The 25,941-nt window shown below is 61.6% G+C and carries 24 protein-coding genes; 3 read left to right on the top strand and 21 right to left on the bottom strand.

Annotated features, from left to right (window positions below):
- Window positions 1-12: 12 nt before the first annotated feature.
- Entirely contained in the window at window positions 13-1,140 is a 1,128-nt protein-coding gene (locus CAF87_RS05770) for an acyl-CoA dehydrogenase (protein WP_011334278.1), read from the top strand.
- A 14-nt stretch (window positions 1,141-1,154) separates the two neighbouring features.
- Window positions 1,155-1,928, top strand: a complete 774-nt coding sequence (locus CAF87_RS05765; RefSeq protein WP_085730850.1) for an enoyl-CoA hydratase — start codon at window positions 1,155-1,157, stop codon at window positions 1,926-1,928.
- A 37-nt stretch (window positions 1,929-1,965) separates the two neighbouring features.
- Here CAF87_RS05765 and CAF87_RS05760 read toward each other — a convergent pair whose 3' ends face one another.
- The 11 genes from CAF87_RS05760 to argH all read right to left on the bottom strand — a co-directional run bounded on the left by CAF87_RS05760 (window position 1,966) and on the right by argH (window position 13,603).
- Window positions 1,966-3,117 (bottom strand): acyl-CoA dehydrogenase family protein, encoded by a 1,152-nt coding sequence (locus tag CAF87_RS05760; protein ID WP_085730851.1) that lies wholly within the window; start codon window positions 3,115-3,117, stop codon window positions 1,966-1,968.
- Between the two features lie 3 nt (window positions 3,118-3,120).
- Window positions 3,121-4,227: an enoyl-CoA hydratase/isomerase family protein gene (locus tag CAF87_RS05755; protein ID WP_085730852.1), complete on the bottom strand. Its 1,107-nt coding sequence runs from the start codon at window positions 4,225-4,227 to the stop codon at window positions 3,121-3,123.
- Window positions 4,228-4,417: 190 nt separating this feature from the next.
- Entirely contained in the window at window positions 4,418-5,104 is a 687-nt protein-coding gene (locus CAF87_RS05750) for an HPP family protein (protein WP_085730853.1), read from the bottom strand.
- 159 nt (window positions 5,105-5,263) lie between these two features.
- Window positions 5,264-6,442, bottom strand: coding sequence for an MFS transporter (locus tag CAF87_RS05745; protein ID WP_085730854.1), 1,179 nt, complete (start codon window positions 6,440-6,442; stop codon window positions 5,264-5,266).
- A 16-nt stretch (window positions 6,443-6,458) separates the two neighbouring features.
- Entirely contained in the window at window positions 6,459-7,811 is a 1,353-nt protein-coding gene (locus CAF87_RS05740; RefSeq protein WP_085730855.1) for an MmgE/PrpD family protein, read from the bottom strand.
- The gene (locus CAF87_RS05735) at window positions 7,808-8,698 is read right to left on the bottom strand and encodes a polysaccharide deacetylase (RefSeq protein ID WP_085730856.1); all 891 of its coding nucleotides are present in this window, start codon (window positions 8,696-8,698) and stop codon (window positions 7,808-7,810) included. Before CAF87_RS05735 ends, CAF87_RS05740 begins: the two co-directional genes overlap by 4 nt.
- Window positions 8,691-9,539 carry a polysaccharide deacetylase gene (locus tag CAF87_RS05730; RefSeq protein WP_170929564.1) on the bottom strand — a complete coding sequence of 283 codons (849 nt, stop codon included), beginning with the start codon at window positions 9,537-9,539 and terminating at the stop codon, window positions 8,691-8,693. The genes CAF87_RS05735 and CAF87_RS05730 overlap by 8 nt, the downstream gene beginning before the upstream one ends.
- Window positions 9,540-9,596: 57 nt before the next feature.
- Window positions 9,597-10,421 carry an ABC transporter substrate-binding protein gene (locus CAF87_RS05725; protein WP_085730858.1) on the bottom strand — a complete coding sequence of 275 codons (825 nt, stop codon included), beginning with the start codon at window positions 10,419-10,421 and terminating at the stop codon, window positions 9,597-9,599.
- A 39-nt stretch (window positions 10,422-10,460) separates the two neighbouring features.
- On the bottom strand, window positions 10,461-11,225 hold the full coding sequence (locus tag CAF87_RS05720) for an amino acid ABC transporter ATP-binding protein (protein ID WP_064381510.1): 765 nt from the start codon (window positions 11,223-11,225) through the stop codon (window positions 10,461-10,463).
- A 10-nt stretch (window positions 11,226-11,235) separates the two neighbouring features.
- Complete coding sequence (locus tag CAF87_RS05715) at window positions 11,236-12,114, bottom strand: amino acid ABC transporter permease (protein ID WP_085730859.1); 879 nt, start codon at window positions 12,112-12,114, stop codon at window positions 11,236-11,238.
- A gap of 61 nt (window positions 12,115-12,175) precedes the next feature.
- Window positions 12,176-13,603: an argininosuccinate lyase gene (argH, locus tag CAF87_RS05710; protein ID WP_085730860.1), complete on the bottom strand. Its 1,428-nt coding sequence runs from the start codon at window positions 13,601-13,603 to the stop codon at window positions 12,176-12,178.
- 308 nt (window positions 13,604-13,911) lie between these two features.
- On the opposite strand from argH, the gene CAF87_RS05705 reads away from it, so the two are divergent.
- Window positions 13,912-14,877 carry a LysR family transcriptional regulator gene (locus CAF87_RS05705; protein ID WP_085730861.1) on the top strand — a complete coding sequence of 322 codons (966 nt, stop codon included), beginning with the start codon at window positions 13,912-13,914 and terminating at the stop codon, window positions 14,875-14,877.
- Between the two features lies 1 nt (window position 14,878).
- On the opposite strand, the gene CAF87_RS05700 is transcribed toward CAF87_RS05705, so the two are convergent.
- From CAF87_RS05700 to arnB, 10 genes are all read right to left on the bottom strand, one after another.
- Window positions 14,879-15,397, bottom strand: a complete 519-nt coding sequence (locus CAF87_RS05700) for a GNAT family N-acetyltransferase (RefSeq protein ID WP_085730862.1) — start codon at window positions 15,395-15,397, stop codon at window positions 14,879-14,881.
- Between the two features lie 62 nt (window positions 15,398-15,459).
- Window positions 15,460-17,058, bottom strand: a complete 1,599-nt coding sequence (locus CAF87_RS05695; RefSeq protein WP_085730863.1) for a glycosyltransferase family 39 protein — start codon at window positions 17,056-17,058, stop codon at window positions 15,460-15,462.
- Window positions 17,055-18,434, bottom strand: coding sequence for a UDP-glucose/GDP-mannose dehydrogenase family protein (locus CAF87_RS05690; RefSeq protein WP_085730864.1), 1,380 nt, complete (start codon window positions 18,432-18,434; stop codon window positions 17,055-17,057). Before CAF87_RS05690 ends, CAF87_RS05695 begins: the two co-directional genes overlap by 4 nt.
- The gene (arnF, locus tag CAF87_RS05685; RefSeq protein WP_085730865.1) at window positions 18,431-18,844 is read right to left on the bottom strand and encodes a 4-amino-4-deoxy-L-arabinose-phosphoundecaprenol flippase subunit ArnF; all 414 of its coding nucleotides are present in this window, start codon (window positions 18,842-18,844) and stop codon (window positions 18,431-18,433) included. The genes CAF87_RS05690 and arnF overlap by 4 nt, the downstream gene beginning before the upstream one ends.
- On the bottom strand, window positions 18,841-19,185 hold the full coding sequence (arnE, locus tag CAF87_RS05680; RefSeq protein WP_065257283.1) for a 4-amino-4-deoxy-L-arabinose-phosphoundecaprenol flippase subunit ArnE: 345 nt from the start codon (window positions 19,183-19,185) through the stop codon (window positions 18,841-18,843). The genes arnF and arnE overlap by 4 nt, the downstream gene beginning before the upstream one ends.
- A complete protein-coding gene (gene arnT / locus CAF87_RS05675) occupies window positions 19,182-20,831 on the bottom strand; it encodes a lipid IV(A) 4-amino-4-deoxy-L-arabinosyltransferase (protein ID WP_085730866.1) in 1,650 nt (549 codons plus the stop codon). The genes arnE and arnT overlap by 4 nt, the downstream gene beginning before the upstream one ends.
- Window positions 20,828-21,712 carry a 4-deoxy-4-formamido-L-arabinose-phosphoundecaprenol deformylase gene (gene arnD / locus CAF87_RS05670; RefSeq protein WP_085730867.1) on the bottom strand — a complete coding sequence of 295 codons (885 nt, stop codon included), beginning with the start codon at window positions 21,710-21,712 and terminating at the stop codon, window positions 20,828-20,830. The genes arnT and arnD overlap by 4 nt, the downstream gene beginning before the upstream one ends.
- Window positions 21,712-23,703, bottom strand: coding sequence for a bifunctional UDP-4-amino-4-deoxy-L-arabinose formyltransferase/UDP-glucuronic acid oxidase ArnA (gene arnA, locus CAF87_RS05665; protein WP_085709967.1), 1,992 nt, complete (start codon window positions 23,701-23,703; stop codon window positions 21,712-21,714). Before arnA ends, arnD begins: the two co-directional genes overlap by 1 nt.
- The gene (gene arnC / locus CAF87_RS05660; protein WP_085730868.1) at window positions 23,700-24,722 is read right to left on the bottom strand and encodes an undecaprenyl-phosphate 4-deoxy-4-formamido-L-arabinose transferase; all 1,023 of its coding nucleotides are present in this window, start codon (window positions 24,720-24,722) and stop codon (window positions 23,700-23,702) included. The genes arnA and arnC overlap by 4 nt, the downstream gene beginning before the upstream one ends.
- The gene (arnB, locus tag CAF87_RS05655; RefSeq protein WP_085730869.1) at window positions 24,719-25,870 is read right to left on the bottom strand and encodes a UDP-4-amino-4-deoxy-L-arabinose aminotransferase; all 1,152 of its coding nucleotides are present in this window, start codon (window positions 25,868-25,870) and stop codon (window positions 24,719-24,721) included. Before arnB ends, arnC begins: the two co-directional genes overlap by 4 nt.
- Between the last annotated feature and the right edge of the window lie 71 nt (window positions 25,871-25,941).

Raw genomic sequence — 25,941 nt, 5'->3', positions numbered from 1 at the left:
TAAGGATTTGCCATGATTCCCAATGACGACCAACAACAAATCCGCGACATGGCTCGGCAATTTGCCGAGGAACGGCTGAAACCGTTCGCCGCCGAGTGGGATCGCGAACACCGCTTTCCGAAAGAAGCCATCGGCGAAATGGCCGGGCTGGGCTTCTTCGGCATGCTGGTGCCGGAGCAGTGGGGCGGTTGCGACACCGGTTACCTGGCCTACGCCATGGCCCTGGAAGAGATCGCCGCCGGCGACGGCGCCTGCTCGACGATCATGAGCGTGCACAACTCGGTGGGTTGTGTGCCGATCCTCAAGTTTGGCAACGACGACCAGCGCGAACGTTTCCTCAAACCACTGGCCAGCGGCGAGATGCTCGGTGCATTTGCCCTGACCGAACCGCAGGCCGGTTCCGACGCCAGCAGCCTGAAAACCCGCGCACGCCTTGAAGGCGATCACTACGTGCTCAACGGCTGCAAACAGTTCATCACCTCCGGGCAGAACGCCGGAATCGTGATCGTGTTTGCGGTCACCGATCCAAGTGCCGGCAAGCGCGGGATCAGCGCGTTCATCGTGCCGACCGACTCGCCGGGCTACAAAGTCGCCCGGGTTGAAGACAAGCTCGGCCAGCACGCTTCGGACACCTGTCAGATTCTGTTCGAAGACGTGAAAGTGCCAGTGGCCAACCGTTTGGGCGAGGAGGGCGAGGGTTACAAGATCGCCCTGGCCAACCTTGAAGGCGGCCGTGTCGGCATCGCTTCGCAATCGGTGGGCATGGCCCGTGCCGCGTTCGAAGCAGCTCGTGATTACGCCCGTGAACGTGACACCTTCGGCAAGCCGATCATCGAGCATCAGGCCGTGGCTTTCCGCCTCGCGGACATGGCCACTCAGATCGCCGTGGCGCGGCAGATGGTGCATTACGCCGCCGCTCTGCGCGACAGCGGCCAGCCGGCGCTGGTCGAGGCGTCGATGGCCAAATTGTTCGCCTCGGAAATGGCCGAGAAGGTCTGCTCCATGGCCTTGCAAACCCTCGGCGGTTACGGTTACCTCAACGACTTCCCGCTGGAGCGCATCTACCGCGACGTGCGGGTCTGCCAGATCTACGAAGGCACCAGCGACATTCAGCGCATGGTCATTTCGCGCAATCTTTGAGAAGGAATCTGCACATGAGTTACGAAACGATTTTGCTGGAAACCCATGGCCGCGTCGGCGTCATCACCTTGAACCGTCCGCAGGCGCTGAATGCCCTCAACGCGCAACTGGTCAGCGAAGTGAACCGCGCCCTCGACGGCCTGGAAGCCGACGCGAACATCGGCTGCATCGTCATCACCGGTTCCAAGAAAGCCTTCGCCGCCGGCGCTGACATCAAGGAAATGGCTGATCTGACCTACCCGCAGATCTACATGGACGACCTGTTCAGCGACAGCGACCGCGTGGCCAACCGCCGCAAGCCGATCATCGCTGCCGTCAACGGCTTTGCCCTCGGCGGCGGCTGTGAACTGGCGCTGATGTGCGACTTCATCCTGGCCGGTGACAACGCCAAATTCGGCCAACCGGAAATCAACCTTGGCGTGCTGCCGGGCATGGGCGGCACCCAGCGCCTGACCCGCGCCGTGGGCAAGGCCAAGGCCATGGAAATGTGCCTGAGCGGGCGTTTGATCGACGCGGTGGAGGCCGAGCGTTGTGGCATCGTTGCGCGGATCGTGCCGAGCGACGAGTTGCTGGATGAGGCGCTGAAAGTCGCGGCGGTGATCGCCAGCAAGTCGCTGCCGATTGCGATGATGGTCAAGGAAAGCGTCAATCGCGCGTTCGAAGTGAACCTGACTGAAGGCGTGCGTTTCGAGCGCCGGGTGTTCCATGCGGCGTTTGCGACGCAGGATCAGAAGGAAGGGATGGCAGCGTTTGTGGCCAAGCGTTCGCCGGAGTTCCAAGGCAAGTAATGGCGTTCGCCCCCACGCATTGCGTGGGGGCGCCCAATCAGAGTTGGTAGTTCTTCAACTCCCGAGCAATCACCATCCGCTGTATCTCGCTCGACCCCTCATAGATCTGGGTAATCCGCGCATCCCGGTAGTATTTCTCCACCGGGTAATCCTCCAGATACCCATACCCGCCATGAATCTGAATCGCTGACGAGCACACCTTTTCAGCCATCTCCGAAGCAAACAGCTTGGCCTGCGAAGCCTCCGACAGACACGGTTTGCCCGCCGTGCGAAGCCGCGCCGCATGCAGGATCATCAGGCGCGCGGCGTTGATCTGCATCTGCATGTCGGCCAGCAGGTTGGCGATGCTCTGGTGCTCGACAATCGCCTTGCCGAACTGCACCCGATCACGGGCATAACCCAGCGCTGCTTCAAACGCCGCACGGGCGATGCCCAATGCTTGCGCCGCGATGCCGATGCGTCCGCCTTCAAGGTTGGAAAGGGCAATCGCCAAACCTTTACCGCGTTCACCCAACAGATTCGCTTCAGGAATGCTGCAATTGTTCAGCGTCACCGCGCAGGTGTCGGAGGCGCGAATGCCCATCTTGTGTTCGGTGCGGTCGACGATGAAACCCGGCGTATCGGTCGGCACCAGAAACGCCGAGATGCCGCGCTTGCCGAGATCCGGATCAGTCACCGCAAACACAATCGCCAGTTTCGCCCGCTTGCCGTTGCTGACAAATTGCTTGGCGCCGTTGATTACCCATTGCCCGTCGCGCAGTTCGGCGCGGGTGCGCAAGTTGTGCGCTTCGGAGCCGGCCTGGGGCTCGGTCAGGCAGAAGCAGCCGATCACCGCGCCACTGGCCAGATCCGCCAACCAGGTCTGTTTCTGTTCTTCGTTGCCGTAGTTGAGCACCGGCCCGCAGCCCACCGAGTTGTGGATGCTCATGAACGCGCCGGTAGCGCCGTCACCGGCGGAAATCTCTTCCACCGCCAGCGCATAGGCCACGTAGTCGACGTAAGTGCCACCCCATTCTTCCGGCACCACCATGCCCAGCAGGCCGAGTTCGCCCATTTTCGCCACCAGACCGTCATCAATCCAGCCGGCCTTTTCCCAGGCCTGGGCGTGAGGGGCGATTTCGCCACGGGCAAAATCCCGGGCCATGTCGCGGATCATTACCTGGTCTTCAGTCAATTCGAGATCGTGCATGGCTCAGCTCCCGCTCTCTGCGAAACCGTGGAAGAAACTCGCGACGTGCTCGGCGTGCAACGCGGCAAGGGTCGGCGGGTTCCAGCGTGGTGATTTGTCTTTGTCGATCAGCAGGGCGCGCACGCCTTCGATCAGGTCGCCGCGTTCGAACCACTGGCGATCCAGATGCAGTTCGAGGGCGAAGCACTGTTCCAGGCTCAGGTGCCGGCCGCGACGCAGCATTTCCAGGGTCACGCCCATGGCCAGCGGCGAACGGGTTTCCAGCAGGTCGGCAGTGGTGGTTGCCCATTCATGGCTCTCGGCGACGGTCACGGCGCGCAGTTGCTCGACGATGCTCGGCACGTCAGGCAAGGCGAAGAAGTGGTCGATGGCCGGGCGCAAGGCTTCAAGCGGCGCATCCGGCAGGGTTTGCACGGCGTGGCGGGCCAGCAGGTTTTGCAGATCCTTCAACGGCGTATCGTGCCACTCCAGGTGATCGAGCTGTTCGTCGAGGATGCCGAGTTTGCTGCTGTCCAGATACCAGTCGGCGAGGCCGCAATACAGCGCATCCGCCGCACGGATCTGCACGCCGCTGACACCCAGGTAAATGCCCAGTTCGCCGGGAATGCGCGGAAGGAAATAACTGCCGCCGACATCCGGGAAATAGCCGATCGCCACTTCCGGCATCGCCAGACGACTCTTCTCGGTGACTACCCGCAGATCGGCGCCTTGTACCAGGCCCATGCCGCCGCCGAGGACAAAACCGTCCATCAGCGCCAGCACGGGTTTGCGGTAGTGGTGGATCGTCAGGTCGAGGGCGTATTCCTCGACGAAGAAATCTTCGTGCAGCGTGTCGCCGCTTTTGTGGCTGTCGTACAGGGATCGAATGTCGCCACCGGCACAGAAGGCTTTTTCGCCGGCACCGCGCAGTACCACGGCGTGAACATGGGCGTCGGAGGCCCAGGCATCCAGGTGTTGCTGGAGCTGGCGCACCATGTCGAGGGTCAGGGCATTGAGGCCGGCGGGGCGGTTGAGGGTGAGGTGACCGATGTGATTGCGAACCTCGGCCAGCACTTCGTTTTGTGTGGCATCCATGGACGAAGTCCGCGGGGATGAAGCCTGAGCAGTCATCACTAACTCCCTGCTTTTATTGTCTTTATTCGAGAAGCCCGCGCGCGGGCGTTAGCGGATCGTAACAGTGCAAATTTGCCGTGTACAACGGGGATATGTGCATGGGGTGTCTGCATTTTTGCCTTGGGCTGAATGCATGGGATCGCGGCTTCTTTTCAATCGACAACGCTGACAGGGAGTGGCTCTGGACTCAGCGGAACACCTGGCCAATGCTCCGCCGCCGGGCGTGCAATTCACTGGCGTGAATCAACTGTTCCAGATCCTCCGGCGTCACATCGATGAACGCCTCCATATCGACCAGCGCCAATTTCAGATCCTCGGCCGTGATGGCCTGAGAGTCGACCGGCGCCACGGCCGGCGCAGGTTCGGCGGGGCGCTTCGGGTAGCGGATGCGGGTCAGGTTGTTGTAGGCCAAAGCGGCCAGCAGCATGCACGCGGCGCTGAGCATCACCGGTTCCAGGGCTTTCCAGTCCATGGCGATGGTCATCGGATCGGCCAGCACCATCGTCAATGCCACCGCGCCGGCCGGTGGATGCAGGCAGCGCAGCCAGCACATCAGGATCAGCGCCATGCCTGCCGCGAGGCACGCGCTGCCCAAGGTTCGTCCGAGGACGTGGGCCACCAGCAACGCGACGACGCCCGCACACAGGTAGCCGCCGATGATCGACCACGGCTGGGCGAGGGCGCCGGAGGACACCGCGAACAACAGCACCGCCGAAGCACCCAGCGGACCGATCAGGTGGTAGGCCACTTCAATGCCGAACACCTGACTGCATGCCCACACACTGAACAACGTGCCCAGGGCCATGCCGATCGCGGCGCGGCTCCATTCGGTGGGGCGGGTGTTGATGGCAGCGGGCAACCAGCGAGCGAGCATGAAGAACCGATCCTCTTGGGGAAACCGAAGGCAAAAAAAAGGACTTGTCCGTCAACCCGGAAAGTCCTTCGAAGCGTTCCAACTATTGGGGGAGGAACGTGCACAGTGTGCCAAGCAATCACGATGCTGACAAATTCATATAAATGCATCTTCAGTGCATTATTTGTGAAGTAAAGCCACCCGCTGCCCGCTCATGAAGCACAGAAACCCGCCCATCGCGGTCAGCGCGCTGAGCGCGTAGAACATGGTAGGCGCCGGCGTGTGCATCAACAGGAAGCCGCAAATCACCGGGCTCAACGCGCCGCCAAGCGCTGCGAGGTTCTGCGCGCCGTAATAGCTACCACGCAGTTCTTCCGGGGCCAGGGTGTCGACGAACAGGAACTCCGACGGATAAATGATCATTTCGCCAAGGGTGAAGATGAACATCGCGATGCACCATGTCACCAGGCTGTCGGCCAGGCTGAAGCCGATCAAGCCGAGGATGAACAGACTGGTGCCGGCGGCGATCCAGTAGCGCAGTTTTTCCCGGTTGAGAAAGCGGCCGATCTGGTATTGCAACAGGATTACCGCGATGGCGTTGCAGGCGAGCAGGGCGGCCATGGTTTGCAACGCGCGTTGCGAGTCTTCGACCACCAGCAGGTATTGCGACAGGTACAGCGTGAAACGCCCGTGAACCACGGTGCTGAGCAAACAACCGAAGGTGAACATGATCAGCGTGCGGTCGTTTTTCAGGGTAATCAGGGTTTTCAGGAAGCTTTGCGGCTGGCTGATGGCGGCAACCGGGCCGGCGTCCCTGGGAATACCGATCATCAGGAAGATGCTGCCGAAGGCTATGCCGGCGGCAATCAGGAACGGCGCAATCGGGTATACACCGGCGATCACCACACCCAGCATCGGGCCGGTGGCGTAGCCGATGTTGGTCAGGGTGTAGCGCAGGGAAAACGCCTTGGCCCGCTGACCCATGGGCAGGTTTTCACTGAGGATCGCCTTGGACCCGATCAGGAACAGCGCCGAAGCGGTTTCGGTGATGACCAGGGTGGCGGTCGTCAGGTACAGGTCTTTGGCGAAGGTCAGCAGCACGAAGCCGATGGCGCTGGAGAGCATCGCCAGAATCAGCAACCGACGCTTCTCGAGTCGGTCGATGATGTAGCCGCCGTACAGCGCAAGCAGGGTGGCGATGAACACCGCGATGCCCAACAACAACCCGACGTCCTGTTGGTTGAGGCCGAGCTTGTTGCTCAAAAACAGCGTGAGCAAAGGGCTGGTGATGGCACGGCTGACGACGATGGTCAACGAAACGATCATCAGACGGCGGATAACGAGCGAGTAGGTGGCCACGGAAAATCAAATGTCCTTATTCGGTTAACAGGTGCTCGAGATCGCGCACGGAATCCAGCGTTTGCAGTTGCCACAGCTGCGCCAAAAGCGGTTCGGCCTTGACCGGTGAAATCACTCGCAACGCCAGACTGAAAAACTTTTCCTCCAGCGCCGCCTCGCTCAGCGGATTGCCCGGCGCACCCAGCGGCACCTCGACGCACAGGCTCGCCTCACGCCCGTCGCGGGTTCGAACAATGACCACCGGCTCGCCATCCTCCGACAGTCGCTCATCCACTTCAAGGCGAATGCGCGTCAGCCATTGAGCAATGCGCGGATCGTTGCGCGGCTGCTCATCGTAAGCCTCGAGTCGACAGTGCCCGTGCACCAGTCGCGCAGCGAGGGCGTAGGGCAGACTCATCTGCGCGGCGGCCAGGCTGCGGGTATCGCGACCGCCGCACATGTCGAGCAGAAACCCGCACAGGTTCACCTGGACGTCTTCCACCTGATCGGCGCCGATCTGCAATTGCTCCAACATCAAACCGAGCGCATCGATCGCCGAATGGGTGCCACGGCAGGCGGCGTAGGGTTTGATCGAACAGCGCGCGAGTTTCCATGCCTGTCCCAACTCGGCGTCCAATGCATCCGGTTGCGCGCTACCCGGCGCGAGAGTCTTGAGAAATCCCCCCCAGACATCATCGAACAACACCGACGGCCCGCTGACGCCTTCGCGAGCAAAACGCGCCGCGAGCAGACCACCTTCGGCAGCGCGTCCGCTGTGCAGTTTCTTGCTTTGCGAACCGTCGTGGATGAACGCCCACAACCCGCCGCTGAAACTGCCGGCGATGCCCAGCGCCGACACCGTTTGCCCGACATCCAGCGCAAAGATCCGCGCACAGGCCGCGGCCGCGCCGAACACGCCGCAGGTGGCGGTGGAGTGCCAACCGGCGCTGTTGTGCGCCGCATAACTGCCGCAGGCTTCCAGCACTCGCCGGCCGATTTCATAGCCGATCACCACAGCAGTGATGAACTCGCGACCGTCCACCGGGCGATCCACCAGTGACAGCGCCGCCATCACCGCCGGCAGCACCACCGCGCCGGAATGATCGCAACCGCCGGTGTCGTCCAGTTCCAGCGCATGGGCGGCGATACCGTTGAGCAATGCGGCGTGCCCCGCACCGACGCCCAGTGTTGTACCCCAGACCAGTGCGGTGCCCGGTTCGGCGCCGAACACCTGCCGAGCCTGGAGCGCCACCGCACTGTCGGCCCCGGCCAGCGCTGCGCCGAAGGTGTCGAGAATGTGTCGCTTGGCCTGTTCCACCAACGCTGGGGGCAGATCTTCAAACCGGGTCTCGGCGCAAAACTGTGCCAGCCGCTGCATGCGTTCGGTCATACGAGGTAGTCCCGATAGTGGCGTTCATACACTGACGCTGGGTGATCCTGCGCGACCGGCGCCGCCGTTTGCGCCCACCACTGCGCGACTTCGGCGCCGGTGGCGATCCACACGTCGTCATGCTGCTGAATGCCTTGCAGCAATTCGCGCAGCACGCCGATGCGCCCCGGCGTGGCAATGATTTCCGGGTGCAGGCGCAGCACGTAGCACAGTCCGAAGCGGTGAAATCCGGCGAAGTCCATTTGCAGGTTGCCCAGGGTGTGGCTGTAGGAGGCGATCCGCGATTGCGCCGGCGGCACGGCCGGGCTCAGGTTGAAGGCGAAATAGGGTTCGTCTTCCAGTTCGTAATGCAGCGGCAACTCGACGACTTCAGGCGCGGTTGGATGAAGGAACGGCAGGTCATCGCCGCGCCATGAGGACGACCAGTGGATGCCGTGATCCTTCAAGGCTTCGATGAATCCCGGTGCGCCGTTACCCGCAGGAATCCGGAAACCGGTCGGACGCACGCCGGTCATTGCTTTCAGCGCTGCGCAGCCTTTGGCGATTTCCGCGCTTTGGGCTGCCAGATCCAGCGTGTCGTAATCCTGATGGCGGTAGCCGGCGCAGGCGATTTCATGGCCGTCAGCCTGGATCGCGGCCATATGCTGCGGGTTTTCCTCGGCGACGATGCCGGGCACGAACCAGCTGCTGCGCACCCCGAGTTCCCTGAACAGGCCGAGCAATCGCTCTACACCCCGTTGTGTGCCGTAGCGCCACACCGACAACGTCTTGTCGCGCCCGGCAACTTCCGGGGCCTGGGTGAGAATGCCGTGGATGTCGTTGTAATCGACGGTCAGCACCACCGCGCAGCGTTTGCGGGCGGGCCAGAGATTGTCAGCGTCAGCCATGGTGATGCTCCTTCAGCCACCAGCGTGCTACGTCGCGACAGGTGGCGAACCACACGTCATCGCGCTGGCGCATGTGTTCGAAGAGTTTCTCCAACAACAGGATGCGTCCCGGTTTGCCGGTGATTTTCGGGTGGAACAGGGTGGTCAGGCACAGGCCTTCGTCCATCGCGCCGTCGTACTCGCGCTGCCAGTTGTCGAGGGTCAGCTCGTAGCTGGCGGTGCGGTCGAGCCCGGAAGGAAAGTTCGGTGCGCGGGTGTAGGCGAGGGAGGCGTAGTCGTCCATTTCCCAGCGGCCGGGGATTTCCACCAAGGGCGTGTCGTGGCCGGGGACGTTGACCAGATACGGGCGATCATCGCCGCGCATGCTGCTGGAATAGATGACGCCGTTGTCCGCCAGCATCGCTGGCGTCTCGGCACGCCAGTCGCCGGACGGAGTGCGAAAGCCCTCGGCGCGGATGTGCAGGTATTGCCAGAAGACGTCGCGGGACTTGTTCATCACGGCCTGCTGCTGGTCCAGCGTCAGGGCGTAGAAGGATTCGTGTTTGTAGCCGTGGTAGGCGACCTCATGGCCGCGCTCGACGATGGCCTGGCACTGTTTCGGCCAGTTTTCCACGACCCACGCGGGGACGAAGAAGGTGGTCGGGATCTTGAAGGTGTCGAGCAGATCCAGCAGGCGTGGCAATGCGCGGTAGGGTCCGTAGCCGCCGAAGCCGAAATACTCGGGTTTGTGCCAGATCGAGTTGTTGAGCATGGCATCGCCGGTCGGGCCGTCGAGGTCGAAGGCCAGGGCCAGGCAGGCTTTGTGCTGGTCGGGCCAGGTGGGTTGCAGGGAGGACATCAAAGGCGCTCCGGCTGTTCATGAAAAAGGCGCCGACCGGTTGGGTCGGCGCAGACCGGTTTACTTGCCGGCGTTAATGGTCACTTCCTTGATCGCACCCAGTTCCAGATCCCACTTTTTCAGGATCGCGTTATAGCTGCCGTCATCCACCATGCTCTGCAGCGCGACTTTCACGGCTTCACTCAGCTCAGGCTTCTTCTTGCTCACACCCAGCCCGGTGAACTGCACGGAGATCGGCTGGCCGACCGTTTTGTACATGTCCTTTTCCTGGGTCTTGAGGTACGACAGGGTTTCGCTGCCCTGCATCGCCGCATCGATCCGGCTCTGACGCAGTTGGGCGCGGGCGTCGGCCGAGCCTTCGGTGCCAATCACGTTGATCGCAGGTTTGCCTGCGGCCTCACAGTGTTCCTTGCTCCACGCGGCGATTTCTGCCGGGAACGTGGTGCGGCGGCTGGTGCCGACTTTCTTGCCGCACAGGTCGATGATCTCGTTGGTCGCGGTGTTTTTCTGCAAGGTGTAGAACTGCGGGCCGCTGGTGAAGTAGTCGACGAAGGTCACGCTGGCCTGACGCTCGGCGGTGTCGGTCATGCCCGACAGGACCATGTCCACGCGGTCGGTGGTCAGGGCGTTGATCATTTGCTCGAAGCCGGTTTCCTGCCACTTGATCTTGATCCCGAGGCGCTCTGCCAGGGCGTTGCCCAGGTCGTAGTCCAGACCGGTGAGCTTGTTGGTGGCCGGGTCCTTGAAATCCATCGGCGGGTAGTTGGGCATGATCGCGACGACGATCTCGCCTTTCTCCTTGATGCTGGCCGGCAAGTCGGCGGCCACGGCGAAACCGCAAGACATGAGGGAGGTGAGTACTGCTGGGATAACGAAGTTCTTCATGGACGTTCTCTTATGAGTGTTGTGAAGGCCAAAGGGGCCTCAGGTTCGAACGGCAGAAATGAAGCTTTGGGTGCGCGGGTTTTGCGGACTTATTAGTATTTCTTCGGGGCTTCCAGCCTCCACGATCTGCCCGCCGTCCATGAACACCATGCGGTTGGAAACCTCACGGGCGAAGCCCAGTTCATGGGTGACGACGATCATGGTCATGCCGGTCTGCGCCAGGTCGCGCATCACCGACAGCACCTCACCGACCAGTTCCGGGTCGAGTGCCGAAGTGGGTTCATCGAACAGCATCAGCTTGGGTCGCATAGCCAGGGCGCGGGCAATCGCCACCCGTTGCTGCTGACCGCCCGACAGTTCAATCGGGTAGCTGTCGCGTTTGTCGGCCAGGCCGACCCGGGCCAGCAGTTCCAGGGCTTCTTCGTGCGCCTCCTTGGGCGAACGCTTGAGGACCTGACACGGGCCTTCGATGATGTTTTGCAGCACGGTCATGTGCGGAAACAGGTTGAAACGCTGGAACACCATGCCGGTGGCCAGGCGCTGGCGGGCGATCTGCGACTCGTTGAGTTCGTGCAGCTTGTGCCCGACGACGCGGTAGCCGACCAGTTCGCCGTCGACCCAGAGGCCGCCCTTGTCGATCTTTTCCAGCTGATTGACGCAGCGCAGCAGGGTGCTCTTGCCCGAGCCGGACGGGCCTATGATGCACAGCACTTCGCCTTGCTCGACCTCGATGTTGATGTCCTTGAGCGCGTGGTACTGGTCGTAATATTTGTTCAGGCTCACGGCCTTGACGATGCTTCTCATGACGGATTCCTCAAGAACGCTTGCCGGCGCCGCGAGCGAAACGACGCTCCAGACGGCTTTGACCAAAGGACAGGACGGTGACGGTGGCCAGGTACCAGATACCGGCGACGATCAGCAACTCCATGACTCGGGCGTTGGCGTAGTAGATGTTCTGGGCGTTGTAGAGCAGTTCCGAGTACTGGATGACGCTCGCCAGCGAGGTCATTTTCACCATGCCGATGAATTCGTTGCCGACCGGCGGAATGATGATCCGCATGGCCTGGGGCAAGATGATCCGGCGCAGCGCTTGCAGGCGCGGCATGCCGATCGACTTGGCCGCTTCGTACTGACCGGTGTCCACCGACAGCAGACCGGCACGCACCACTTCTGCGGTGTAGGCACCCTGGTTGATGCTCAAGCCGAGCAGGGCGGCCACGAAGGGCGTCATCAGGCTCACCGTGTCGAGTTGGAACAGGCCGGGAATGCCGATGGTGGGGAAGATCAGCGCCAGGTTGAACCACAACAGCAGTTGCAGAATCAGCGGCGTACCGCGAAACAGCCAGGTGTAGGTCAGCGCCACGTAGCGCAGGATCGGGTTGGCCGACATGCGCATGATCGCGGTGATGACCCCGAACACGATGCCCAGCGCCATGGCCAGCACAGCCATGATGATCGTGTTGAACAGGCCCCACATGATTGCTTCGGAGGTGAGGAACTGGCCGATGTACGACCATTCGATCTTGCCTTCGGCGAAGGCCCGCACCAGGCCGATGATGGCGATGACGATCACGGTGGCGAAGAAAATCCGCCCGTAATAGCGCCGTGGCACGTGCTGGTACTGGGTAATGTCGAACTGGTTTTCCGCCAGTTTACGCTCCGCCTGGAGTCGTTCTGCCTGAGTCTGGCTCATGGTGTTTCTCCGTACACTGTACTTTTCGATCACCCCCCTCCCGGTGGGAGGGGGACCCGGCTCAGAGGCGGAAGCCCTGGTAGTTTTCGGTCCACTGTTGCTGTGCGGCGAGGGCGGTTTTCAAGCGGCCGATCTGCTCGCGCACCTGTTGTGGCGCGGTGCCGCCCCAACCGCTGCGGGCAGCGATGGCGGCTTCCAGGGTCAGGCTGTCACGCACGTCTGCCGTGAGGCGCGGGTCGATCTCGGCCAGCAATGCCGGCGAGGCTTCCCACAATTCGAGGTCGTGTTTTTCGCAGGCTTGCACCAGCGCTCCGGTGATTTCGTGGGCTTCCTTGAACGGCACACCGCGCACCGCCAGCCAGTCGGCGACTTCGGTGGCGAGGGTGAAACCCAGCGGCGCCTGACGCCGCAGTTCCTCGACGTTGACGGTCATGGTCGCAACCATTCCGGCCATGGCCGGCAGCACCAGCAGCAGGGTGTCGACGCTGTCGAGCACGCCGTTCTTGTCTTCGCTCAGGTCGCGGTTGTACGACAGCGGCAGGGATTTGAGCGTCGAGAGCAGGCCGGTCAGGTTGCCGATCAGGCGGCCAGCCTTGCCCCGCGCCAGTTCGGCGATGTCGGGGTTTTTCTTCTGCGGCATGATCGAACTGCCGGTAGCGTAGGCGTCGTCGAGATCCACCCAGCGGAACTGGCGCGACGACCACAGGCAGAACTCTTCGGCCAGACGCGAGATGTTGATCCCGAGCATGCTGGCGATAAACAGGAACTCGGCGACGTGATCACGGCTGGCCACGGCGTCGATGGAGTTTTCGCAAACCCCGGCGTAGCCCATTTCCTTGGCCGATTGCTGCGGCTGGCGAGCGATGGCGGAACCGGCCATGGCCGCAGCACCGAGGGGCGACAGCGAAGTGCGAGCGTCCCAGTCCACCAGGCGCTGCACGTCGCGCAACATCGATTGCGCGTGGGCCAGCAGGTGATGGGCGAACACGATCGGTTGCGCCTGCTGCAAGTGGGTGAAGCCCGGGCAGATGCTTTCGACGTGCTGCTCGGCCTGATCCACCAGCGCCGTTTGCAGGGCCAGCACTTCCACAGCCAGGGTGCGCACGTGATCGCGCAGGAACAGGCGCAGGTCGTTGGCGGTCTGGTCGTTGCGCGAGCGGCCGGCGCGCAGCTTGCCACCCAGTGCGCCGAGGCGCTCGGTCAGCAGGCGCTCGATGAAGGTGTGAACGTCTTCGTCGTCCATCGTCGGGGCGATGCGCCCGGCAGCGAAATCGGCACCGATGCCGTCCAGGGCTTCGATCATCGTGCGGGTTTCCTGCTCATCGAGCAGGCCGGCACGTTGCAGTTCCCCGGCGTGGGCTTTGGAACCGGCCAGGTCGTACGGCGTCAGGCGGAAATAGCGCTCGGGGCAACGGGACAGGGCCGCCAGGGCTGCGGAAGGGCCGCTTTTGAAACGGGCACCCCAGAGACGGTCGGTGGTTTGAGACATTTGTTGTTTTCCTCGTCGGTAACGCGAACTGAAATCGGTGTGCTGGGCCCTGAAAATCGCGCTGACTATTTAGCGGACAGCAGCGGACAGAATCAGGCCAAAGCAGTTTTCAAGAGGGCAGTTGCAAAGAGACAAGAGCTGATCGAAGTGTCAGCTTTTAATGTTTTGCGATCAGTGAGTTGGCACTGATGTTCGGGATTTTTTGGCGGTTGCCAAGGCCTGTTTTCTGTGGTCATTATTATTAGTCGGCGATGTTTTTGTTGTTGGACACAGATTGTTGAACATTGCGCCAGAGGTAAATCAGCATTATGGAAACCCCACTTTCCAATTCCGGAAACCCGCCGCTGAAAACGGCTCACCGAGCGCCACTGGCCCTCAGCGGACTGGATTTCAAACTGCTCAAGGTGTTCAAGGCCGTGGTCGAGGCGGGAGGCTTCAGCGCCGCGCAAAACGAGCTGAACGTGGGCCTTGCGGCCATCAGCAAGCAGATCTCCGACCTGGAAATCCGCATCGGCATGCGCCTGTGTACCCGGGGGCGCGAGGGGTTTCACCTGACCGAGGAAGGGCGTCTGGTGTATCAGGCGTCGATTGATCTTTTCGCGTCGGTTGACAACTTTCGGGATCGGCTTAGTTCAGCGCAGAATGAACTTATCGGTGACCTTGGAGTGGGCGTTATTGATAATACGATCAGCGACCTTAATTCGCCGTTAGTTGCTGCGCTTAAAAAGATAAATGAAGAATCTCCGAAAGTAAGATTTCAACTTCAGGCCACCCAGCTGGATGAAGTGGAAAGAGGTGTGGTAGAAGGGCGCCTGGTAGCGGGAATAGTGCCGGTCTATCAAAAGCGCGAAGAGTTTGATTATTACCCGTTATATGAAGAACGTTCGGAGGTTTACTGCGCTGTGGGCCATCCGTTGTTCGACATGCCGGAAGCACAAATGAACAGCGACGTGCTGCAGGATTACGAGTGCATCAACCACCGCTACGCAATCCATCGCGACAAGCTCAACTTTGCCCGCTACGACAGCTTTTCCGCCTCGGCGACCCAGGTCGAAGCTGTGGCGCTGCTGATCAAGACTGGGCGCTTCGTAGGTTTCCTGCCCCAGCATTACGCAGCCACACTGGTGGCGGCGGGGCAGTTTCGTGCGGTGCTGCCGGAGCGAATCAACATCGCCACGCCGTTCAATCTGATCCTGCGTCACAACACCGTGCGCAGTCCGTTGGTGAAGGCATTCGCTCAGGCGTTGGGCGTTGATCTGAAGGCGCCGCTGTAATTCAGCCGAGCATCAATCGCATCGCGCAACGTCGCTCACCGGGCAAACCGTAGGCGATTTCGTCGTTGAGTACTTCGATCAAACGCGGTCCGGCGTCCACTTCGTTCAATGGGATAAAACCCATGCGTTGATAGAACGGCGCATTCCACGGCAGGTCGCGGAAAGTGGTCAGGGTGATTGCCTCAAGTTGCTGCCATCGCGCACGTTCAATCACGCCCAACAGCAACTTGCGACCGATGCCCCGGCCCTGAAAGTCTTGACTGACGGACAGTTCCTCGACGTGTAACTGGTTGTCGATTTCGACTGCCCTTAAAAAACCTGCAAGTTGTCCGACAGTAGTGTCTGCAACCCATACATGTCCCTGCTCGATGGCCTGTAAATGCTGCGCGGCGTCGGGTACATCGCTGTCGGCCAGCCAGGCCAGGTTCGGGTCGAGACGAAACAGTTCGGCGGCCGAACGTTCGATGGCGGGGAGGGCGGCCGCGTCAGCGGGCCGGGCGAGGCGAATAATGAATGTCATGCGGGAACTGCCGAAGGCTGTGATCCTGGGAAAATCCGCAAGATCGCAGCCTTCAACGAGGTCTACAAGGGTTTCAGGTACAACAGTACGTAATCATTCTTGTCGAAACGCCCGCTCAAGACCGGTTGCAGGCTGGCCAGCGGCGTACCTTGCAGCGATTGCAGGTCTTTGCTGTCCATGATCAGCCAGGCCGGGCCATCGAGCGCTTCCAGTTGCTGAACAGTTTCGGTGAACTGCGGTTGCAGGTCCTGTTCGACGTTGACCATGAACTTGATCGCCTTGGCGTCCTTGCCCATGCCGTGCAGCACCAGTGGCGCCGGGTTCTGTTGAATCTGAGCGAACGCAGCACGACTGAAAGAACGGGTGTCATAAAGCGCGCGTTCCACCGGCTCGAATACGGCGGCATAGACCGTCCACAACGCCAGTACCGCGCTCAGGGCCAGCACCTCGGCGCGCCCGCGTGGCTTCCACAGTCGTGACAACGCCAGCAGTTGCAGCAGGCCCAGCACGATCAGCACCGGCATGACACCGGTCAACAGCTCCGGGAACTTGCGTCGCGCAACCAGCAGGGCAACGATCAACAACAGTGGCGTCAGCAGCCACAGGGCCTGAATGATCCCGCGCAGCCAAGCGAATATCCGTCCGTGAGCCACCTGGAACGGATACGCGGCGATGATCGCTGCCATCGGCAACATCGGCAGCAGGTAACGCGCCTTCTTCGCCTGTGGAATCGACAGGCCGACCATGACGATCAACCCGGCTGCCGCGCAATATTGCACCAGCCGCAAGGCCGGCCCGCGCTGATGCGGTTTGCTCAGCCATGCCGCCGCCAGCACCAGCAGCGCCAGTGGATAGGCCAGCGCGTAGTTGCCCAGTGAACTGGTGAAGTAATACAGCGAACCGCTGACGCCCTCACTGCCATCCATGCGCCCCATGAACTGCATGCGGATCACGTCTTGCAGAAAGGCCTCTCCACCGCTGAGCTTGGCCAGCAACAACAGTAGACCGACGCAGGCGGCGAGCAGTATCGACGCCAGTGCACCGAACACCAACAGCCGTGTCCACTGACGGTTGAGCAGGTAGTAGCTGCAGAGCATGCCGGTCGGCACCACAAGGCCGATCGGCCCGCGAATACCGAAACCCAGTAACAACAGGGCAAAGATCAACGGCCAGCGTCGGCCGGAACCGAAATGGTCGTGGGCATAGCCCAGGTAGAACACCGACAGCGCCACGGCGGCCAGCATCAGGTCTTGCGACACCGCGCGGACTTCAGTGATGAAGGTGCTGGTGAGCATCAGCAGCGCAATGCTGATCAATGCCCATCGCTGCGAATGCACCGCCAGCAAGCGGTACATCAAAGTCACGATCACCCCGCCGGCGATGGCGCTGGGCAGCCACGCGGTCAGGGTATTGATCGCGCCGAAGGGCAGCGACAACAGCCAGATGAACAGCGTCGAAACGGCTGAGTAATCGGCGTACGGCTGGCCATACGTGGTCGGGAAAACCGTCGGCCCGTGTCTCAACATCTCCTGGGCAAACAGTACAAAGCGTGAATCAAAGCCAATGGGTGCCTGTCCGTAAACCCCGGCGACAAACAACAGCAGTGCCAGCAGCCCTGCGATCAGGGACTGCCGGCGGATGGCAGGCGACAACGTAATCAAGCGACGTCCGCGGAGTTAGGCCATTGTTGCAGCGGGATCGGCAGCTTGCGCGAATCCCCACGGCCGATCGGGAAGTACTTGAAGCCATTGCGCGCCAGACGTTCGGCGTCGTAAAGGTTACGGCCGTCGAAGATCACCGGATCCTTGAGGCGTTGCTGGATCAGGTCGAAATCCGGCGCCTTGAACTGCTGCCATTCGGTGCAGATGATCAGCGCGTCGGAACCGGACAGCACCGATTCAGGGGTGCCCATCAGCATCAGTTTTTCTTCGTTCGGGTACAGATGCTGGGTTTCCTGCATCGCTTCCGGGTCGAAGGCACGAACGCTGGCGCCGGCGGCGAACAGCGAATCAAGCAGAACGCGGCTTGGCGCATCGCGCATGTCGTCGGTGTTCGGCTTGAACGCCAGGCCCCACAGGGCGAAGGTCTTGCCGCGCAGATCACCTTTGTAGAACGCATTGATGCGGTCGAACAGTTTGTGCTTCTGGCGTTCGTTGATCGCTTCGACCGCTTGCAGCAGGTCGCTGGAGCAATGGGCCTGTTCGGCACTGTGGATCAGCGCGCGCATGTCTTTGGGGAAGCACGAGCCGCCGTAGCCGCAGCCCGGGTAGATGAAGTGGTAACCGATGCGCGTGTCGGCGCCGATGCCCTGGCGTACCGACTCGATGTCGGCGCCCAGGTGTTCGGCCAGTTCGGCGATCTGGTTGATGAAGCTGATCTTGGTCGCCAGCATGCAGTTGGCGGCGTACTTGGTCAGCTCGGCACTGCGCAGGTCCATGAACATGATGCGGTCATGGTTACGGTTGAACGGCGAGTACAGGTCGCGCATCACGTCGCGCACTTCATCGCCTTCACAGCCGATGACGATGCGGTCCGGACGACGGCAGTCGGAGACCGCCGAACCTTCCTTGAGAAATTCCGGGTTGGAGACGATATCGAACTGCAGCGTGCGACCGGTCTTGTCCAGCGCGGCCTGAATATGGGCGCGCAGGGTGTCGCCGGTGCCGACCGGTACGGTGGATTTTTCCACCAGGATCAGCGGTTGCTCGCGATGACGGGCAACGGCGTCGCCTACCGACAGCACGTATTTCAGGTCGGCCGAGCCATCCTCGCTGGACGGTGTGCCCACGGCAATGAACGCCACGCGACCGTGAAGTACGGCGGTCTTCTCATCGGAAGTGAAGTGCAGACGACCGGAATCCAGGCCTTCACGGACCAGGCTCGACAGGCCCGGTTCGAAGATGCTGACGTGACCCTGGCTGAGCAGCTCGACCTTCTTCTGATCGATATCCATGCACACGACATCATGGCCGACCTCGGCCAGAACCGCGGCTTGCACCAGGCCGACGTAACCGCTTCCAAATACTGTGATTTTCATGGAGCACTCCTCAAATCGGGCGCTTGTGCCGGACGAGTGTTGATAGTGATGACACCGAGCATGACCAGTGCCACGCCCAGTGATTTGGTGAAACTGAAGGATTCGTTGAACAGCGGCAGACTGGCCGCCAACAGGTACACCAGCGCATAGCTGATGCTCAGCAGCGAATAAGCACGGCCCAGCGGCAGGTCGCGCAGGGCGGCGAGCCAGCAGAGCATCGACAGTGCGTAGGCGAGAATGGCCGTGACGACCACCGCTAGCGCTGACAGATCGACGCTGCCGCCGCTCAGGGCTGACAACCATTGTTCAGGCTGCGGAAGGCGCGTCATGCTCCAGCGCATACCCAGTTGGGCGCCGCTGACCAGCAATACGCTGCCCAGGGCGAAGCCGATGCCGCGTCCCTGGCTCATGATTGTTGCCCCAGCAGTGCCACGCCGCCGATCACCAGTGCGACGCCGATCCAGTGCTGGCGATCGATCGGTTCGCGAAAGACGAAACGCGCGATCAAGGTGATCAGCACAAAGTTGAGGCTGAGCATCGGATAAGCGATGCCCACTTCAAGGCGTTGCAACACCAGCAGCCAGACCAGCAGGCCCGAACCGAGTGCGAACAGCGCCAGCCACAGCCACGGCGAGCGCAGTTTGTCGGCCCAGGACGAGTCGACACCACGCCAGCTCTCCACGGCGTACTTCTGTGCAACCTGGCCCAGACACGTCAGCAGACACGCCGTCAGCAACAGCAACCAGCTCATGACGGATCCTTGGGCAGGACGATGATCACCAGGTTGCCTTGCTCATAACGGGTGCCGTCCTTGGGCAGCAGGTCGACTTCATGCAGCTCGTCGTCGCCCTTGACCCGCATGACCACGCCGACCGAGCCGGTGCGGCGGGCATCGCGTACCCACTGCTGGACTTCATCGGTGGTGATCCGCTGTTCGGCGCCTTCGGGATAGCTCAGGCCATACTTCAGCTCGCCCACGGTGTTGTACAACGCCACCTTGGGTTGCTTCAGGCGCCAGGCCAGTGCCGAAGCGGCACCGAGATCGTTGCTCAGCAGGTGCGTGGTGCCGGACAGTTCGTCGAGGTGATGCAGGATGAACTGGTCCGGAGTCTTGTTGGCCACCACCGACTTCGGCAGTGCGGCCGGCAGCACGCCGATCAGCAGCAGACTGCCGAGCGCCGGAGCGGCCCAGCACTGCAGCGGTAGAAACGCTTGCGCAAGGTTGGCGATGATCCAGCCGATCAGGGCAATGAACACCAGCACCATGCTGTGCAGCTCATGGTCGTACACCGGTTTTTTCAGTTGCAGGTAAACCAGTGCGATCAGCGTGACGACACCCAGCACCAGGTTAAGCAAACCGTTGATGCTCAAGGCCCGGCCTTGTTCCAGACGCAAACGGTCGGCCAGGGCATGACCCAGCAACAGCGCCAGCGGCAGCAGACACGGCAGGATGTAGGTCGGCAGCTTGCCGTTGGCGGTGCTGAAAAACGCCAGCGGCATCACCAGCCACAGCAGCAGGAAGGCGATGCCCGGTTGGGTACGGGTCTGCCAGGCTTGCTTGAAGGCCGGCACCAGCATGCCGACCCACGGCAGGCTGAAGGCAACCAGCAATGGCAGGTAGAACCACCAAGGCGCGTCGTGTTGGGCATCGTCACCGGCAAAACGGCGGATGTGTTCGTGCCAGAAGAAGAACCGCCAGTAATCCGGTTCCTGACTGTGCACGGCCAGCACCCACGGCAGGCTGACGACGATCGCCACGGCAACCGCCACCGGGCCGTAGATCAGCAGCTCACGCCAGCGTTTCTGCCAGAGCATCCAGGGCAGGGCGACCAGCACCGGCAGCAGCCAGGCGAGAAACCCCTTGGTCATGAAGCCCATGCCGCAGGCTAGCCCCAGGACCGCCCAACTGATCACGCGTTGTCGGGTGCTGCGACTGTCGACAGCAAACCACAGGGCCACGAGGCTCAGGTTGACCCAGAAGGTGAATTGCGGATCGAGGTTGGCATAACCAGCCTGGCCGGCAACCACCGTGAAGCTCATGTAGAGGAGGGCGCAGATGAAGCTTTTGCGCGGCTCGTTCCACAGGCGACGGGCAACCAGGAAGCACAACAGCACACTCAATCCGGTGCTGAGGGCCGAGGCGAAACGCACACCGAACAGGTTCTGCCCGAACAATTCCTGACCGAGCGCGATCATCCAGTAACCGGCAATCGGTTTCTCGAAATAACGCAGGCCCATGAAATGCGGGGACACCCAGTTGCCGCTCAGCAGCATGTCCTGGCTGATCTGGGCGTAACGGGTTTCATCGGGAATCCACAGACCATGGGTGCCGAGCGGCAGCAGGTAGGCAAGCAGAAACAATCCGATCAGCAGCGGCAATGCCCAGCGTTTGCTCATGCCCCTTGCACTCCCAGCCAGCCTTCACGGCCTTCGAGGACGCCACGCTGCACACGGCCGACAGGCAATGTGTTGAGAAACTCGGGCAACAGATCGCCCAAAGGCTTGAACTCGATTTCTCGCTGGCGTGCATCGGCCAGCAAACGGCGAAACTCTTCGGCCATCAGAATCCCTTCTACTTCGGCATGAATGGTGTAGTTGTTGAGGTTGTCCGGGCGGAACCGGTCAAGAATGAAGGCGTTGAAGTCCTTCGCCGCCACGGTCGGGCCGACCACTTCGTCGAAGGTCGGCATGTCCACCGGAATCTGCGGCGCACCCACTGAACCATCGGCCAGCAGTGGTCGAAACAGCCGATTCCCGCGGCAGTCGCTGTTATAGCGAAAACCGAAGGTCTCTTTGGCTTCGACCACACGCTCGTCCGCGCGCCATCCGGCGGCGGCCGAACACTGGATTTTCTCGCCGATGATGTCGCTCAGGGTGTCGACGCCGCGACGGATCTGTTCGATCAGTTGCGCGTCGCTCCAGGTGCCGGCATTGGCCTGCCAGCCGTGGTGATCCCAGGCGTGCAGGCCGACTTCATGGCCGGCGTCCCGGGCCTGACGCATCAGGTGCCCGAGGTCGCGACCGATCGGTTTGCCCGGCCAGGCTGTCCCGGCCAGCAGGATGTCCCAGCCATACAGGCCGGCGGCGTTGGAACGCAGCATTTTCCAGAGGAATTGCGGGCGGATCAGGCGCCACAGATGTCGGCCCATGTTGTCCGGGCCGACACTGAAGAAAAACGTTGCCTTGACCTGCGCTTCGTCGAGGATTTCCAGCAACCGGGGCACCCCTTCACGGGTGCCTCGGTAGGTGTCGACATCGATACGAAGACCTGCCTGCATTAACGCTTGTCCGCGATTTCGAGCATGGCTTCACGCAGGAAGAAGTCCAGGGTGTTGCCGATGGTTTCGCGCATTTCCACGGTTGGCTCCCAGTTCAGCAGGCGCTTGGCGTTGGCGATGCTTGGCTTGCGGTGTTCCACGTCCTGGTAACCGGCACCGTAGAACGCCTTGCTTTCCACGTCGCGGAAACCGGCGAACGGAGGGAAGTTGCTGCGCAGCGGGTGAGCTTCGAACTGACGCAGCAGTTCTTCGCCCAGCTGACGGATGCTGGCTTCGTTTTCCGGGTTGCCGATGTTGATGATCTGGCCGTTGCAGACATCATTGTCGTTGTCGATGATGCGGGCCAGCGCCTCGACGCCGTCGGCGATGTCGGTGAAGCAGCGCTTCTGCTCGCCGCCGTCGAACAGACGGATCGGAGTGCCTTCCACCAGGTTCAGGATCAGTTGGGTGATGGCGCGGGAGCTGCCGATACGGGCCGAGTCCAGACGGTCCAGACGCGGGCCCATCCAGTTGAACGGACGGAACAGGGTGAAGTTCAGGCCTTTGGCGCCGTAAGCCCAGATCACGCGGTCCAGCAGTTGCTTGGAAACCGAGTAGATCCAGCGCTGCTTGTTGATCGGGCCGACGATCAGGTTGGAGCTGTCTTCGTCGAAGTTCTTGTCCTGGCACATGCCATAGACTTCGGAGGTCGACGGGAAGATCACGCGCTTGTTGTACTTGACGCAGTAGCGAACCAGTTTCAGGTTCTCTTCGAAGTCCAGTTCGAACACGCGCAGCGGGTTGCGGGTATATTCGATCGGTGTGGCGATCGCCACCAGCGGCAGGACCACGTCGCATTTCTTGATGTGGTACTCGATCCACTCGGAGTGAATGCTGATGTCGCCTTCGACGAAGTGGAAGCGTGGGTGGTCGCGCAGACGGTCGATGGCGTCGGAACCGATGTCCAGGCCATAGATCTCGTAGCGGTCGTCACGCAGCAGGCGCTCGGACAGGTGGTTACCGATGAAGCCGTTGACGCCCAGGATCAGCACGCGGGTGCGACGTGGCGCACGGCCGGATTCAGCACCGCGCAGCAGCGAACCGTCTACCAGACCCAGTTCATTGGCCAGTTGCGGGCCGCTCAGGTACAGGCCGTTGTCGTTGCGTTGACCGGCGTTGATCACCAGCGAATCTTCACCGCAGGCGATGCGCAGCGGATCGACGCTGATCACACGGCCAGGGGCCTGACCTTCGTTGCCCTTGACCACTTCGGCGCTCCAGACGATCAGCTTGTGCTCGCCTACGGCGCAGAAGGCGCCGGGGTACGGACGGGTCACGGCGCGAACCAGGTTGAACAGCTGCTCGGCCGGTTTGGCCCAGACCAGTTTGCCGTCCGCCGGCGTACGACGACCGAATACGGTGGCCTTGGATTCGTCTTGCGGGGTTTCGGTGATTTTGCCTTGCAGCATGTTCGGCAGGGTGTCGCGCAGCAGGTCGCTGGCGGCAGTGCGCAGTTTGGCGTGCAGGGTCAGACCGGTATCGCTGCGCTCGATGGCAACGCGTTGCTGGGCAACGATGGCGCCGGCATCGGCGCGCTTGACCATCCGGTGCAGGGTGACGCCGGTTTCGGTTTCGCCGTTGACCAGCACCCAGTTGGCCGGGGCGCGGCCACGGTAGCGTGGCAGCAGCGAGCCGTGCAGGTTGAACGCGCCTTTTTTGGCCAGTGCCAGCAGCGGCTCGCTCAGCAGGTTGCGGTAGTAGAACGAGAAAATGTACTCAGGGTCGAGTTTGGCGATGCGCTCGATCCACAGCGGGTGGTTGGCGTCTTCCGGGGCGTGGACCGGAATGCCTTTGCTGGCGCACAGCTGTGCAACCGAGGCGTAGAAGGCGTTTTCTTTCGGATCGTCGGCGTGAGTGAACACTGCTGCAATGTCGTAGCCGCTGTTAAGCAGGGCTTCAATGCCGGCGCAGCCAATATCGTGGTAAGCGAAGACAACAGTTTTTGCACTCATGAGAGAACCTGATCGGAAGTGGAATTGGAAGTAAGGCCGTCAACGGTGACCGCAGGTGCCGGGGAGGCCGGCTGGCTGCGCAACACCTTTTCAATGAAGAAGCGCGGGCGGGCGCGCACGTCGCTGTACATGCGTCCCAGGTATTCACCCAGCAGACCCATGCCGATGAACTGGCCACCGGTGAACACGAACAGCACCGCAAACAGTACGAATGTGCCGTCACCGGCCCAGACTGCACCGAACGCCAGGCGCAGGACGATCAGCGCAACGGCGAACAGTGCGCCCAGGCCTGCCATCGCGAAGCCGACGATGCTCAGCAGGCGCAGCGGCGTGGTGGTCATGCACGTGACCAGATCGAACATCAGGTTGATCAGGCGCATCGGGCTGTACTTCGAGTCGCCGTGTTCACGCTCGGCGTGGGCCACGACGATTTCGGTGGTGTGGCGAGCGAAGCTGTTGGCCAGGATCGGAATGAACGTGCTGCGTTCGCGGCAGGCGAGCATCGCGTCGATGATGGTGCGGCGATAGGCACGCAGCATGCATCCGTAGTCGCTCATGGCCACGCCGGTGGAGCGTTGCACCGCCAGGTTGATCAGCTTCGACGGATAGCGGCGCAACGCCGAATCCTGACGATGGCCACGCACGGTGCCGACCACGTCATAGCCTTTCTCCGCCTCGGCCACCAGGCGCGGAATTTCTTCCGGCGGGTTTTGCAGGTCGGCGTCGAGGGTGATCACCACGTCGCCCTTGCACTGTTCGAAACCGGCCATGATCGCGGCGTGCTGGCCATAGTTGCGGTTGAGGATGACGGCTACGAACGGACTGTTTTCACGCCCGGCGGCTTCCTCGAGCATGTTGGCCGACTCGTCGCGACTGCCGTCGTCGACCAGCACGATTTCGTAGTCATGTTTGAGCTGGGCGCAGGCTGCCTCTGTGCGCCGAAGCAGCTCAGGCAGACTGTCCTGTTCGTTGTAGACCGGGATGACGATCGACACGCATTTAATCGGGTAAGGTCTCACGAGCGTTTGTCCATAAGGGTGGCGATGGCACCGACAACACGATCCAGATCCTGGTCGGTCATGTCGGGGAACAGCGGAATTGAGCATAGCCGCGCCGAGTTCCATTCGGTGTTGGGCAGATACAGATCAGGGTCACGCTGGCGGTACCAGGTGTGCAGATGGGTGGCAATGAAGTGAATGCCGGTGCCGATACCTTGCTCCTGCAGGCCCTTCATGAAGGCCTCGCGATCCATCCCGCAGCGCTCGCTGTCGATGCGCAGGATGAACAGGTGCCAGGCGTGTTGCTGGGCGTATTGCTGTGGCACGGCCAGCGGCTGCACTGGCAAGCCTTCGAGCTTTTGCAGGTACTGACCGGCCAGCTCGGTGCGGCGGGCATTAATGGCGTCCAGGCGCTCCAGTTGCACCAGGGCAATGGCGGCGTTGATGTCGGCCAGGTTGTACTTGAAGCCCGGCTCCATGACCTGAGCTTGCGGCTTGCGGCCACCGGTCAGACGATCGTAGGCATCGACGCCCAGACCGTGGAACTTGAGCATGCGTACACGGCTGGCCAGGGCTTCGTCGTCGGTGACGAACATCGCGCCTTCGGCGCAGGTCATGTTCTTGATCGCGTGGAACGAGAAGATCGCCGTGCCGTGGGAACCGACATGGCGGCCCTTGTAGCGGGTACCGGCAGCGTGAGCGGCGTCTTCGATTACGGCGATGCCGTGCTTGTCGGCCAGGGCATACAGCGGATCGAGATCGAACGCGGCGCCGGCGTAATGCACGGGAATGATGGCTTTGGTGCGCGGCGTGATGGCCGCTTCGATGCGGGCCGCGTCGGTCATCAGGGTGTCGCGGTCGACATCGACGAACACCGGTGTGGCGCCCAGCAGGGAAATCATGTTGGCGGTGGAGACCCAGGTCTGCGACGGCGTGATGACTTCATCGCCGGGACCGATGCCCAGGGCCAGCAGGGTGATGTGCATGCCGCCGGTGGCGGAGGAGAGAGCAACGGCGTGCTTGCAACCCACGTACTGCGCGAACTGTTCTTCAAGTGCCTGGTTTTTCGGCCCGGTGGTTATCCAGCCCGAACGCAGTACCTGCTCGACGGCCGCAATTTCTTCATCGCCGATACTCGGGCGAGAGAAGGGGAGAAACGCCTGACTCATGGACACCTCATTGCGAAAAAAATGGACAGATCCATCTGTTCATCGGATCCAATCCCAGCGTAGCTACAAAA

The organism is Pseudomonas sp. R38(2017), assembly GCF_002112395.1.
In the GTDB taxonomy this organism is placed as follows: domain Bacteria; phylum Pseudomonadota; class Gammaproteobacteria; order Pseudomonadales; family Pseudomonadaceae; genus Aquipseudomonas.
Note: the sequence above shows the minus strand (reverse complement) of the source record. Positions and strands in the feature narration are given on the sequence as shown.